At 63.9% G+C, this 12,041-nt stretch carries 13 protein-coding genes; 5 read left to right on the top strand and 8 right to left on the bottom strand.

Features of this window, described 5'->3' with window-relative positions; genetic code table 11:
• Nucleotides 1–32 precede the first annotated feature (32 nt).
• Complete coding sequence (locus tag BUS12_RS04580; protein ID WP_171991653.1) at nt 33–923, top strand: NAD(P)-dependent oxidoreductase; 891 nt, start codon at nt 33–35, stop codon at nt 921–923.
• A gap of 11 nt (nt 924–934) precedes the next feature.
• Here BUS12_RS04580 and BUS12_RS04575 read toward each other — a convergent pair whose 3' ends face one another.
• Nucleotides 935–1,732: an AraC family transcriptional regulator gene (locus tag BUS12_RS04575; RefSeq protein ID WP_074294445.1), complete on the bottom strand. Its 798-nt coding sequence runs from the start codon at nt 1,730–1,732 to the stop codon at nt 935–937.
• 198 nt (nt 1,733–1,930) lie between these two features.
• Between BUS12_RS04575 and BUS12_RS04570 the strand changes: the two genes are divergently transcribed.
• Nucleotides 1,931–2,524, top strand: coding sequence for a LysE family translocator (locus tag BUS12_RS04570; protein ID WP_074294444.1), 594 nt, complete (start codon nt 1,931–1,933; stop codon nt 2,522–2,524).
• A 39-nt stretch (nt 2,525–2,563) separates the two neighbouring features.
• On the opposite strand, the gene BUS12_RS04565 is transcribed toward BUS12_RS04570, so the two are convergent.
• Both BUS12_RS04565 and BUS12_RS04560 read right to left on the bottom strand, forming a co-directional pair.
• Entirely contained in the window at nt 2,564–3,406 is an 843-nt protein-coding gene (locus tag BUS12_RS04565; RefSeq protein WP_074294443.1) for an AraC family transcriptional regulator, read from the bottom strand.
• A 2-nt stretch (nt 3,407–3,408) separates the two neighbouring features.
• Nucleotides 3,409–4,215, bottom strand: a complete 807-nt coding sequence (locus BUS12_RS04560; protein WP_074294442.1) for an alpha/beta fold hydrolase — start codon at nt 4,213–4,215, stop codon at nt 3,409–3,411.
• A gap of 362 nt (nt 4,216–4,577) precedes the next feature.
• Between BUS12_RS04560 and BUS12_RS04555 the strand changes: the two genes are divergently transcribed.
• Entirely contained in the window at nt 4,578–4,817 is a 240-nt protein-coding gene (locus BUS12_RS04555) for a hypothetical protein (RefSeq protein WP_074294441.1), read from the top strand.
• 42 nt (nt 4,818–4,859) lie between these two features.
• Entirely contained in the window at nt 4,860–5,123 is a 264-nt protein-coding gene (locus tag BUS12_RS04550; protein ID WP_074294440.1) for an H-NS family nucleoid-associated regulatory protein, read from the top strand.
• A gap of 161 nt (nt 5,124–5,284) precedes the next feature.
• On the opposite strand, the gene BUS12_RS04545 is transcribed toward BUS12_RS04550, so the two are convergent.
• The 4 genes from BUS12_RS04545 to BUS12_RS04530 form a co-directional block, all read right to left on the bottom strand.
• Complete coding sequence (locus tag BUS12_RS04545; protein WP_074294439.1) at nt 5,285–5,833, bottom strand: glutathione peroxidase; 549 nt, start codon at nt 5,831–5,833, stop codon at nt 5,285–5,287.
• Between the two features lie 150 nt (nt 5,834–5,983).
• On the bottom strand, nt 5,984–7,441 hold the full coding sequence (locus BUS12_RS04540) for an efflux transporter outer membrane subunit (RefSeq protein ID WP_074294438.1): 1,458 nt from the start codon (nt 7,439–7,441) through the stop codon (nt 5,984–5,986).
• Between the two features lie 7 nt (nt 7,442–7,448).
• Nucleotides 7,449–8,960 (bottom strand): MDR family MFS transporter, encoded by a 1,512-nt coding sequence (locus BUS12_RS04535; RefSeq protein ID WP_253190113.1) that lies wholly within the window; start codon nt 8,958–8,960, stop codon nt 7,449–7,451.
• A gap of 109 nt (nt 8,961–9,069) precedes the next feature.
• Nucleotides 9,070–10,194 carry an HlyD family secretion protein gene (locus BUS12_RS04530; RefSeq protein WP_074294437.1) on the bottom strand — a complete coding sequence of 375 codons (1,125 nt, stop codon included), beginning with the start codon at nt 10,192–10,194 and terminating at the stop codon, nt 9,070–9,072.
• 105 nt (nt 10,195–10,299) lie between these two features.
• On the opposite strand from BUS12_RS04530, the gene BUS12_RS04525 reads away from it, so the two are divergent.
• Nucleotides 10,300–11,103 (top strand): CerR family C-terminal domain-containing protein, encoded by an 804-nt coding sequence (locus BUS12_RS04525; protein ID WP_074294436.1) that lies wholly within the window; start codon nt 10,300–10,302, stop codon nt 11,101–11,103.
• Nucleotides 11,104–11,371: 268 nt separating this feature from the next.
• Here the strand turns inward: BUS12_RS04525 and BUS12_RS04520 are convergent, their stop codons facing one another.
• Nucleotides 11,372–11,953, bottom strand: coding sequence for a TetR/AcrR family transcriptional regulator (locus tag BUS12_RS04520; RefSeq protein ID WP_074294435.1), 582 nt, complete (start codon nt 11,951–11,953; stop codon nt 11,372–11,374).
• Nucleotides 11,954–12,041: the final 88 nt, after the last annotated feature.

Here is a 12,041-nt window from a genome sequence, read left to right as displayed (position 1 = left end):
TCGCCGCGTCGCGCACGAGGCCACAGCATGGGATGGAGGCACATATGGACATCGGTTTCATCGGCCTGGGTGTCATGGGACAGCCCATGGCGCTCAATCTGGCCCGCGCGGGCACACAGCTCATCGTATGGAACCGCTCCGGCGAAAGAAGCGAACCGTTGCGCGCGGCCGGCGCTCATATCGCAAGCAATCCTGAAGACATCTTCCGGCAAGCGCGTGTCGTCATCCTGATGCTGGCCGACGACCACGCAATCGACACCGTGCTAGGCCGCGGCACGCCGCAGTTCCGAACGAACGTCGAGCAGCACACCATTGTCCATATGGGGACGACCTCGCCCGAATACTCGCGCGGACTCGAAGCGGAGATTCGCGCCGCCGGCGGCAGTTACGTGGAAGCGCCCGTCTCCGGCTCGCGCAAACCCGCGGAGGCCGGGCAACTGGTCGCGATGCTCGCGGGCGAGAGCGAAGCGGTCGAAAGCGTCCGTCCGCTACTGCAGCCCATGTGCCATCAAACAATCGTCTGCGGCCCGGTTCCGAGCGGACTCCTGATGAAACTCGCGGTCAACCTGTTCCTCATCACCACGGTCACCGGTCTTGCGGAAGCGGCGCATTTTGCCGAACAGCATGGACTGGACATGCAGCAATTCCGCGCCGTGGTCGATGCGGGGCAGATGGCAAGCGGCATCTCACGCGTCAAGATCCTCAAACTCGTGACGCGCGACTTCGAGGTTCAGGCCGCCATCACCGACGTGCTAAAAAACAATCGGCTGATCGCGGAGGCGGCCAGAGAAGCCAAGGTGGCGTCGCCACTGCTCGACGTCTGCTACGCGCTATTCGGCGAGACCCTCGCGCTAGGGCACGGCCAGGAAGACATGGCGGCGGTCATCCACGCGCTCGAGGCGCGAACCGAATCCGGCGCGTGAGGGCCGAGGCGCTATTGAAGCGCCGCTGCCCATCTTGCGGGCGTCAGCCCATAGGCACGTTTGAATTGCCGCGACATGTGGCTCTGATCGGCGAAGCCGGCTTCGAGCGCGGCGTCCATCAAGCTCGCGCCGCTCGTCACCGAACGACGCAGCAGATCCAGTTGCCGATGGGTGCGAAAGCGGCTCGGACTGGTCCCAAAGGCGGCGCGAAACTGCCGCGCTAGTGCCCAACGGTCGAGACCGGCCAGTTGTTCGAGTTCGTCCATGGGATGACGCACGACCGGCGCGCTTGCCAGCCGGTCGCGGACTTGCGCCAGACGATCGAGCGCAAGCGGCGCGGCTTTCGTCTGCGGCCCGCTCGCGGCATGAACGAGCAGGTTGGCGATGGCCGCCACGAGGTCGACGCGCGCGAGTTCGTCGATGTCTTCGTCGATATCCCAGACCTCGGTCACCCCCAACGCCGCAAGACGGGTTGCCTCCACCACCGGATTGGCGACGAACGGCAGCGGCTTTCCGCCTAGCGCCTCCTGCACGAGCGCCGGATCCATATACACCATCCGGTAGCTGAAGCCTTCCTCGGTGCCCGCGCTGCCGTCGTGCGTCTCGTCGGGATGAAGGATATGGCACTGGCCCGGCAGGCAGTGCCAGCGCTGTCCCCTGAAATTGAAGCTCTGCACCCCCGCTCGCGTCACGCCGATGGCATACGTGTCGTGACGATGCGGGGCAAACGGCCGGCCATGGAAACTCGCCTCCATGCGCTCGATGCCCGCAGCGCCCGTGCCGTTCCTGATGCGGTCTCCTGCGGCCATGTCGTCTCATCCTTGCGTTGCGGGTTGGCGGGCGCGATCTGACTTCTGCCGGCCATCTTAGCATCGGGTCCGAGCCGACGTTTGGCGCCGCTCCGGTCTGAAAAACCGCCAAAGGGTAGTTTTCTTCAATACGCATCACGCCCTCGCCCGATACCTTCGGACCTCACCACTTCCGAACCAATCGATCAAAGGCAGGCAATGAGTATTTTTCTTTCCATGGCGGCGTTTGCGCTGGCTTCGTCCATTTCTCCCGGGCCGGTCAATCTCGTCGCCCTCAGTAGCAGCGCGCAATACGGACTGGGCGCCAGCATGCGGCACGTAACCGGTGCGACGGTCGGCTTTACGTTGCTGCTCCTGCTAATCGGTTTGGGCCTGCGTGAAGTGCTCAATCAGTGGCCGTGGCTCACCACGGTGATTCAATGGGCCGGCGTGGCGTTTCTGTTCTTCATGGCCTATAAGCTCGCCGTCGACGATGGACGGCTGGGCGCCGATCGCGCTCAAGCAGGCCGGGGACCGTCCGCACTATCCGGCGCCGCGATGCAATGGCTCAACCCAAAGGCATGGTTAGCGTCCGTTGCAGGCATGGGGGCCTATGCCGCAAACGGCGACCGGAGCGTGGTCTGGCAGTTCGCCGCGCTCTACTTCCTGATCTGTTATGGATCCATTGCGTGCTGGGCCTTCGCCGGGTCGTTTCTGCGTCAGCATCTGCGCGACGCCGCCCGGGTCCGGCTGTTCAATCGCCTGATGGCGCTGCTGCTGGTCGCCAGCGCCGTTTATCTGCTCGAAGCCTGAAGACCGGCGATATCGTGTTTCGCGCTTCGCGCGTTACGCTCAGCGGCGATATTGCCCCGGCGTAGCCGCTACGAATTTCCTGAAGGCCCGTTGCAGATGGGCCTGATCGGCAAAGCCTGCTTCCGCGGCCACCTCGGCAATCGCGCGTCCGCGTTTGAGCTGCGAGCGGCTATATTCGATGCGGCAGTTCACCAGGTAAGCATGGGGCGTCATGCCGTAGCGATCCTTGAAGGCGCGAAACAGATAGGACGCCGAGAGATCCGCCGCGGCGCAGATCTCCTCCAGCCGCAACGAGCGCACGCAATGCTCCCTGATGTATTGTGCAGCGCGCGCGAGCTTGAGGTTGTCGCCTCCCGCCACCGGAACCGGCGCAGGACTCAGTGTGCGACACATGCCGGAAAAGAACTCAACGGCGGCGCTGTGCTTTTGCAGCGTGTCGGCGTACTCGTCCGTGAGCGCGGCATGCAAACGGTTCAAGCCGTCGTACAGACCCACTTGCGTCGTCAGGGTGGTTGAGAACGGGCGGAAACCCGGGTCCTGACTGACACCCAATTCGTGCTGCAGATTGCCCAGCCATTCCACGTCTACATACAGCATGCGGTATGACCAGGGCTGATCGTCGTCCGGATTGCAGGCATGCACCACGTCCGGGTTGATGACCACCACCGAACCCGGCCCGGCGCGTTCCAGCACCTTGCCGTTCACGTACGTACTGCGGCCACCGGTGACCGCACCGATTGAAAACGCTTCGTGAGCGTGCTTGCCGTAGCACACCTCGCGGCCATCCTCGACCGAGCGCGCTTCGATAAACGGCAGCGCTTCATCGCGCCAGAAGCTCTGGACTGCGGTTTCCTTCGTCGATGAGATCGCAGCGTTTTTCATGGTCAATCCAGAACCCCGGCAAGGAAACCGGCCATCACGTCGTTGAACTGTTCGGGCCTCTGTAGCGGAGCGAAATGGCTCACGCCAGGCATCGTGATCAACTCCGCACCGGGAATGCTGCGGGCAAGATATTCCGCGTGCTCCGGTTTGATGAATTCATCGTGCTCGCTCTGCACGACCGTGACCGGCACGCGAATCCTCGCGAGATCGTTGGCGGTGTAATTCGGTTGCGTCTTCATCATTTCACTGACTGCGCCGACAAATGCGTCGAACTGGTCCGGTGTGGCCGACAGTTGCGCATAGTCCGTGGCGTGACGGCCGAAACACCGTTCGATCACCGGTGTGGCGACGAATGACTTCGTGCCGCTCGGGTCCATGTTGCAGCCAAAGAACAATACCCCGGCAACACGCTCAGGCGCTTGCGCGCCCAAAATCAAGGCTATGCAGGCACCGTCGCTCCAGCCCACCAGGGCGGCTTTCCCGAGTTGCAGGACATCCATGACGGCAAGCACGTCCGACGCCATCAATTCATAGGAATAGGTACGCGCATCGCGCGTACTGCGGCCGTGTCCGCGACTGTCGATCACGACGGCACGATGCCCTGCGCCGATCAGCGCAGGCACCTGATACCCCCAGTTACCGCTATGGCCGAGGCCGCCGTGCAGCAGAATCACCGGCGTGCCCGCGCCATACGTGGCGTACCAGATCCGGGCGCCGTCATGCTCGACATGGCCCTCACGGCTCGCCGGCGGCAGAGGTGCCGCGCCGTGTGCTGCAAACTGCCTGAGTTCGTCGTCGTACGGTTCCATCCTGGCTCGCCTCAAGGTATGCGCACGTGCTTGAAGGATGAAAGGATAACCGAGGCGCGCCCGGAACGCAGATCCACGCACGCTTGACCGATGCTGCAACGCATTCGCGCGAACCGAGCCTGACAAGTTAACACCAATCGGCCCCAGTTAACAGCCCTAAAGTGATATTTCGCAACACGCCCTGGCGCTTCGCCGCAGTTCCTGGCAAGCTACGGAAATCGGTCGCTGTTCTCAGGTATTTCTCCTGGCGTATCGCCAACTAAAGTGGTGTAATCGACATCATCTGAATTTGCCTGGGACTGCCACACTATCCCGGTACCCCTGCAATCCACCATCTTTCGCTTAAAGCGTGGAGGTTCACCATGTCGACCCATGCACACTCGCGTGAAGCCAACGCTGCCGAACGATTCGTTCGTGCAACCAGGCAAGTAGATATCGCCTTTCGCGTGGTCAGAGGCGAGGACGTGCCGCACAGCCGGCATATCGAGCATTCGCTGGCCCTTCGCCAGCTTGAACAGGCGTTGGACGAACTCGCCGAGGCTCAGGATTTCTTCGACTCGGCGGTCGGCAAGATCTCGCCGCAGCTCAAGCGGACCAACTGAGCGCGTCGTCCGTCTGCTTTTGTTTTTGGCTTGTCAGAAACCATGTCTACGACGATTGAACGCCTTGACGGAGAAGCGCGCGAACGTCTGATCCGCTGGATTCGCCATCGCATGGAAGAATTCGGCATTACGCACGCGGCGCTCGAGCAGTCGCTCGATTCCGACCTCAAGAAACAGCAGGCCGTGTCTTACCGGGATGCATGGGGCAACACCTGGAACGGCCGCGGCGATCTGCCGGAGTGGCTGCAGCGCGCCGTAGCAGCCGGACAAAGCATCGAACACTTCCGCTGCGGCGAGGGCGCCTGAACCCGCCGCCGTATGCGCATTGGCTCGAGCGTTACGCGGTCAGTTGAATTTGAATTGAAGAGGACGGCAGGCGTTAGGCTGGCAGCAGCAAGCCGCGGAACGCAGGGCTTTCAATAAAGCATTTGGCGGCCAGCAGATTCCCACTAGCCGCCTAACAAGACTTACTGCCTGGCCAATTCCGCATCGATAGCGGCAACCAGACGCGGATCGTCCGCCGTGACGTCCGGCGCAAAGCGCCCCACCACTTCGCCGTCGCGGCTGATCAGAAACTTTTCGAAGTTCCACAGCACGTCTGCCTGATTCTCGGGATTCACGCCATAGCCCTTCAGGCGTTCGCGGAACGGGCCGTCACCGGTCGCGACCGGCTGCTTTTCCGTCAGCGCCGCGTACAGCGGATGCTGGTCTTCGCCAAGCACGGAAATCTTCGAAAACAGCGGAAAGTGCACGTCGTACTCGGTGGAGCAGAACGAAGCGATCTCCGCGTCGCTGCCGGGCTCCTGGCCTTTGAAGTTGTTGGCGGGAAAGCCCAGCACTTCGAGGCCGTCGGCGCGCTTCGTCTGGTACAGGCTCTCCAGTGCGTTGTATTGCGGCGTGAGGCCGCATTTGGACGCCACGTTGACCACCAGCAGAACCTTGCCGCGATAGTGCGCGAGGCTGCTGTCCTGACCGTCGATCGCTTTCAGGGGAATATCGTGTAACGCGAGTGCCATAAAGTCTCCATTGCCGCCAGGTGGGCAAATAATGTGGGCGAACCAGAAGACTAACGGAGTTCCACGTTTGCTGCAGGGCGTGCCATCGACGCCAACGCCAACGCCGTACGGTTGACGACGCGCACCCGCCCCACGCAGCAGCGCAAGCTTTTATTCAGGCGTCTCCCACCCCAGCCCGAGACTCTTTTGCAGCGCGACGTAATCGTTGATCAATTGCGCGTCGCTCTGGATGCGGTTCTGTTCCGCCGAATAGCGGGTTCGCTCCGTATCGAGCCAGTCGAGCGCGGTGGTCGTGCCCGCGCGATAACGCTGTTCCGTCAGCACCGCGGCGTGCGTGGCGGAGCTCTCCACCTCGCGCAGACTCACGTCGTTCTGGCGCTCGTGTCCGTAACGTGACAGCGCCACGTCCGCGTCTTTCAGCGCGCCCAGCACCGTGCTCTCATACTTCGCCTCGGCCTCGTCGCGGCCGGCCTTGGCCTGATTGACACTCGCCTGGTTGCGGCCGAAATCGAGAATATTCCATTGCAGGTACGGCGCGCCGAGCCAGGTGTAGTTGCTCTTGCGCAGCAGATGCCCCGGATCGGACGCGCTAAAGCTCAGGTCGCCAAACAGCGTGACCTTCGGAAACCAGTCGGCGACATGCTCGCCAATCTGCGCATTCTGCGACGCGAGGCGCCGCTCCGCCGCGCGAATGTCGGGACGCTGGCGCAACAGGCGCGCAGGGTCGCCCACGGCCACCGTGGCCGGCAAGGTGGGAAGTGCCTTGGGCGCGGCCAGTTCGCTATCCAGCGCGCCGGGCTCGCGGCCGGTCAGCACGGCGAGTTCATCGAGCGACTCGGCCACCTGGGCGTCGAGCGGAATGATGCTCGCCTGGGTGTTCTCGACCTGCGAGCGGATGCGTTCGACGTCGAGATCGGAAGCGACCCCGCGCGCGCGGCGCTGCTCGGTCAGCGTGAGGATGCGCGATTCCAGGTCCGCGGATTCATGGCCGATCGTCACGCGCTGCTGCTGGTCGCGCAAGCCCACATACGCCTGGGCGACCTCGGCGGCGAGCTGCACATGCGCATCGGCGAGATCGGCTTGCGAGGCATCCGCCTCGGCCGACGCCGCCTCGATCGCACGCCGCGTGCCGCCGAAGATGTCGATTTCCCAGGTCGCATCGAAGCCCGCGAGGTAAAAGCCAATCGGTCCGCCGCCGCTCGAGGACGAACTCGAGCCGCCTTCGAGCGACGTCAGATCTGGAGAACGCGTGCGCAGATATCCGGCGGTCGCCGAACTCTTGGGCAATTCCTCGCGCTGCTTCTCCGTGAGCCCGGCGCGTGCCTCTCGCACGCGCGCCTCGGCGGCGTGCAGGTCGGGGCTGTTCTTGAGCGCGGTATCGATCAACGCGTTGAGCTGCGGGTCGTTCAGCGCCAGCCACCATGCGGCGGCCACCGGCGCCGTCGACACCGTGCCCGGCGGCGCGCGGTTGAACACGCCGGCTTTCGCCGCCAAGGGGGCGGCTTGCGGTGCGCCGTGATAGTCGGGTCCCACCGTGCAACCGGCCAGCATCAGCGCGGCCGTCACGGGAAGCAGGCCAAGACAGAGAGCGGTGTTGAGTGACTTCATGGTGTTTTCAATGTCCTGCCGACGGCGTGCCGACAGCCGGCTTCTTAAGAAAGAACGCAAGCGGAATGCAAAGCAGCAGTGCGACGCCAAGCACGTAGAACGTTTCGGAGTACGTCATGACCAGCGCTTGCAGCTGCATGGTCGCGCTCAACTGGCCGATTGCCTGAAGCTTGGCGTAGGCCATGTCGCCGCCCTGCGCGAAGAAACTGGCCGCGCTCGCCGTGAGGTGTTCCTGCCCGATCAATGAATTGGCCGTCACCGACTCACGGATCACGTCTTCATGAAACGTGTTGCGGCGGTCGATGAAAGTACCGAGCAGCGCGAGCCCGACCGACCCGCCCAGGTTGCGCGCCATGTTGTAGAGACCGGCGGCATCGCCCGCTTCTTCGCGCGGCACGGCTGCCATCGACGCCTGATTGAGCGGCATCATCGCCAGCACCTGCCCCACGCCGCGCAGCAGTTGCGACCACGTGAAATCATGGCCGACGCTTTGTGCGGTGAGCGAAATGTCGAGCATGCAGCTCGCGGCGAAGCAGCACAGCCCGGCAATCACCATCAGGCGCGTATCCACGCGGCCCATCAGGCGCGGCAGCACCGGCATCAACAGAAACGCGGGCACGCCGGACACCAGCATCACCGCGCCGGACTGCTCGGCGTTGTAGCCCGACACGCCACTCAGAAACTGCGGCAGCAGGTACGAAACGCAATAGAGCCCTGCGCCGACGGTGAAGACGATGAAGATGACGCTGGCATAGCGGGTGTTCTTCAGGAGCTTCAGGCGCACGATGGGCGTTTTCGCCACGAACTGCGCGATCACCAGCAGCAGGATGCCCGCCGCCGAGAGGACGCTGAGCCACGTGATCATCGACGATTCGAACCAGCGTTCGCGCTGCCCTTCCTCGAGCACGACGGTCAACGAACTGAGCCCTGCGGCCAGTCCGACGATGCCGAGCCAGTCGGCCTTGATGAACTGCGACCAGTCGGTGCGCCCCTTGTTCAGCCCGACAAACAGCAGGATCACCAGCGCCACGCCCACCGGTATGTTGAGGAAGAAACACCAGCTCCAGTCGATATTCTCCGCGAGCCAGCCGCCCACCACCGGACCCAGCAGCGGCCCGAGCAGGACGATCAGGCCGAACATGGTCATGCCGATGGGCATCTGATGACGCGGCAGGCGCGTCGCCACGATGGTCTGCGCAGTCGGAATCATCGCGCCGCCCACAAAGCCCTGGCCGATGCGCCCCGCGATCATCTGCGGCAGGCTGTGCGAGATGCCGCACATGATGGAGAACAGCGTAAATAGCGTGGCGTTGCCGAGCAGGAAGTTGCGCAGCCCGAACACGCGCGTGAGCCATGCGGCAAGCGGGATCATCACGATCTCGGACATCAGGTAGCCGGTCGAGATCCACGTGCCTTCCGTGCCCGTCGCGCCGATTTGCCCCTGTATCTGCGGCAGGGCCGAGTTCGTGATGGAGATGTCGAGCGTGGCCATCAGCGCGCCGAGCGCGCCCGCCGCCACCGCGATCCAGTCGCCGGCGCTGGCGTTGGGCGGTAGCGCGGCTTGCGCCGGCTTCGCTGCGCCCGGCGTGCCGGATGCGGCGGCCGGTGAAGTGGCGGGGGTGCTGGAATTAGCCACGCCCGTTTTCCCGTTCGATGCGTTGTGCCGTATCGCGTGCGCTACGGGTGTCCACGTCGACGTTCACCGAGAGGCCCGGCAGCAACACCTTGCGCGTTTCCGGACCGGCCGCGATGCGGATCTTCACCGGCACGCGCTGCACGATCTTGGTGAAGTTGCCGGTGGCGTTCTGCGCGGGCAGCAGCGCGAACTGCGAGCCGGTGCCGGGCGAGAAGCTGTCCACGGTGCCGTGCAGATCGGCGCCGGGCAACGCGTCGATGCGGATTGTGGCCGGCTGGCCGACCCGCATCAGGCCGATCTGCGTTTCCTTGAAGTTCGCCGTGAGGTACACGTCCTGCACCGGCACGATGGTCATCAGGCGCGTGCCGGGCTGCACGTACTGGCCGACGCGCACCGTGCGGTCGCCGACGCGTCCGGCAATCGTACTGCGCACCAGCGTGTCGTCCGTGTCGAGCTTCGACTGGTCCGCGGCGGCGAGCGATGCGTCGAGTTGCGCATGGGCTTGCTGGATCTGCGCCTGCAGGTTCGCCACCTGCCGCTCGGCGACTTGCAGCGCCGCGGCATCCGCCGCGCGCGTGGCGCTCGCCTGGCGCGCCGTATTGCGCAGGTCGGCGACACGTTCGTCGGTCTCGGCTCCCGTGACCGCGAGCGGCTCGTAGCGCTTGACCTGGGCGAGCGCATGCGCCTCGTTCGACACCGCGCCGTCGAGCTGCGCGCGCGCCTGCCCGATGCTCGCCTGCTGCTGCGCCAGCTCGGCCTCGCCACGCAGGATATCCGCGCGGCGTGCCGCCACCGTTGCGTTCGACTGCTCCAGCGCAGCCGTGTATTGGCGGCTGTCGAGCCGCACGAGCGGCTGTCCGACGGCGACCGTCTGGTTGTCGCCCACCAACACTTCCGCCACATATCCCGACACTTTCGGCGCAACAGTCATACTATCGGCTTGCAGATAGGCGTCGTCAGTGCCTTGTATGAAACGGCCCACAGTCCACCAGCGCACGCCGTAGGCGGCGGCTGCGACGAGGGCAATCACGCCGGCCGCCATGAGCAGCCGGCGCGCGGGAGAACGGCGAGCAGGGGTTGCAGCCCCGGCATCGTTGACGGGAAGGGTGGCCGACATGACGACTCCAAATTTTTTCCAATTGGTATAATTATTCCAGTTGGCAAAATTCTGTCAATTGATATATTTTTGCCTGGCTTACGAAAACTTCAAGGAAACAGACGGATGTCCCCTTCCCCGAGACATCGCCATGCCGTCGACGGCGGCTACCCGCGCGGCGAAGAAACGCGCGCCCGCATCGTCGCGGCGGCGCTCAACCTGTTTGGCGAACACGGCTTCGACGGCGCCTCCACGCGCGACATCGCCGAGCGTGCGGGCGTCAACGCACCGGCCATCGGCTACTACTTCGACAACAAGGAAGGGGTGTACCTGGCCTGCGTGGAGCACATCGTGTCGCGGGTCTGGGAACAGCTCGCGGGCCCGGTCGAAGCCGCCGAGGCGGCGCTGGCGAGCCAGGCGGACGACAACACGCTGATCGAGGCCCTCTGCGCGATTCAGGCGCGCGTCGCCGAGTTCATGCTCACCTCCTCCGAATCCAGCCACTGGCGCCCGTTCATGGCGCGCGAGCAAGCGGGGCTCGGGCCCACCTCAGGGTACGAAATGATCGAGAAGCGCATTAGCCGCCGCATGACCGCCGTCAACGCGGGGATCGTGGGCCGGCTGCTCGGACGTCCGGCGGATGACGAGGAGACGCTGATTCGCACGCTGACGCTGAACGGGCCGCTGCTCGTGTTCCACACTCACTGCCGCAAGTCGCTGGGGGTGCTGGGCTGGGACGCCATCGACACCGAGCGGCTGGCGAAACTGATGCGTATCGTGAAGCAGCACACGGTGATTCTGCTGCAAAGCATGACTGAGATGCGGGGCGCACCGCTGCCGCGCGAGTCGAAACCGCAAGCGGTCAAAGCGGTGCGGACCCGGCGCCGTCAAAGCAGTGCGGGCGCGGCGCGCGTCTTGGGAGAGGGGTGATGCAGTAGCGTGGCTCGAGCGGCGAGCCGCGCGTGCGACCCGGATCGCGCTGAGCGCGTCGGGAAAGCCAGGGAATAAGGGGGAAGTGTGACGAATCGCCAGATGAGGAGTCCGGCTTCGCCCCAGCCGGGAGCTAGATCCGCCACGAGAGTCATTGTGCCCCGTATGCTGCCCGCCGTCATCGCACGAGTCCGCAAAGCACCCTTACCGATTCTGTGACAATCCATCTACGGTGCGCCGAGGGAATCGCTCATTCCCCTCACACCCGCTACGCTTTTGCCGCCACCACCAACTGCTGCGCGATCTCCCACGCCAGCATGGCGGATTTCGGCTGACCCGAAATCTGCGCCGTAACAGTCGCCCCGTCGATCAGAATCAGGAATTGCTCCGCGAGCCGCGCGGCCACGTCGGGCGCGAACATCTCTTCGAGCAGTTCGCCGATCAGTTGCGTCACGTGCTGCTTCTGCCCAGCGGCGGCGCGATGAATCGCGTCAGCGTGATCGGGAAATTCGGAGGCGGCGTTGATGAACATGCAGCCGCAGAACGTCTCCGTGCTGAACCACGCTTCGTGCCACTGAAACACGGCCTTGATGCGTTCGAGCGGCACCGTATAGCCCGCGATGAACGCCCGCAACGACTCCGCCGCCTGCTCTTCGCGTTGCCGCAGCACTTCGAGCACCAGTTCGGATTTCGAAGCAAAGTGGTTATACAAAGTCATCTTCGCAACGCCGGACTCCGCGATAATCCGATCGATGCCGACCGCGTGGTAGCCTTCCTGCGCGAACAACTCAGTTGCTTTGGCAACCAGTGCTTGCCGTTTGCCTTGAATAGGTTTCTGTGTAAGTGACATCGATCAATCGGCTACATGCTGTGGGCCGGACGATGTTGCGAGACGCTGCTCAACAGAATCTCGCGAAGCCGTCCGAACGGTGTCGTAC

The sequence above is a fragment of the Paraburkholderia phenazinium genome (assembly GCF_900142845.1).
GTDB classification, from domain to species: Bacteria; Pseudomonadota; Gammaproteobacteria; order Burkholderiales; family Burkholderiaceae; genus Paraburkholderia; species Paraburkholderia phenazinium_A.
The sequence above is the reverse complement of the archived record's forward strand: the minus strand, read 5'-3'. Positions and strand labels throughout refer to the sequence as shown.

Coding starts and splice junctions, on each gene's coding strand:
- BUS12_RS04575 (WP_074294445.1), bottom strand. CDS start 1,732: ATGGCCGCAGGAGACCGCATCAGGAACGGCACGGGCGCTGCGGGCATC.
- BUS12_RS04560 (WP_074294442.1), bottom strand. CDS start 4,215: ATGGAACCGTACGACGACGAACTCAGGCAGTTTGCAGCACACGGCGCG.
- BUS12_RS04530 (WP_074294437.1), bottom strand. CDS start 10,194: ATGTCGGCCACCCTTCCCGTCAACGATGCCGGGGCTGCAACCCCTGCT.
- BUS12_RS04555 (WP_074294441.1), top strand. CDS start 4,578: ATGTCGACCCATGCACACTCGCGTGAAGCCAACGCTGCCGAACGATTC.
- BUS12_RS04540 (WP_074294438.1), bottom strand. CDS start 7,441: ATGAAGTCACTCAACACCGCTCTCTGTCTTGGCCTGCTTCCCGTGACG.
- BUS12_RS04550 (WP_074294440.1), top strand. CDS start 4,860: ATGTCTACGACGATTGAACGCCTTGACGGAGAAGCGCGCGAACGTCTG.
- BUS12_RS04520 (WP_074294435.1), bottom strand. CDS start 11,953: ATGTCACTTACACAGAAACCTATTCAAGGCAAACGGCAAGCACTGGTT.
- BUS12_RS04525 (WP_074294436.1), top strand. CDS start 10,300: ATGTCCCCTTCCCCGAGACATCGCCATGCCGTCGACGGCGGCTACCCG.
- BUS12_RS04565 (WP_074294443.1), bottom strand. CDS start 3,406: ATGAAAAACGCTGCGATCTCATCGACGAAGGAAACCGCAGTCCAGAGC.
- BUS12_RS04580 (WP_171991653.1), top strand. CDS start 33: ATGGAGGCACATATGGACATCGGTTTCATCGGCCTGGGTGTCATGGGA.
- BUS12_RS04545 (WP_074294439.1), bottom strand. CDS start 5,833: ATGGCACTCGCGTTACACGATATTCCCCTGAAAGCGATCGACGGTCAG.
- BUS12_RS04570 (WP_074294444.1), top strand. CDS start 1,931: ATGAGTATTTTTCTTTCCATGGCGGCGTTTGCGCTGGCTTCGTCCATT.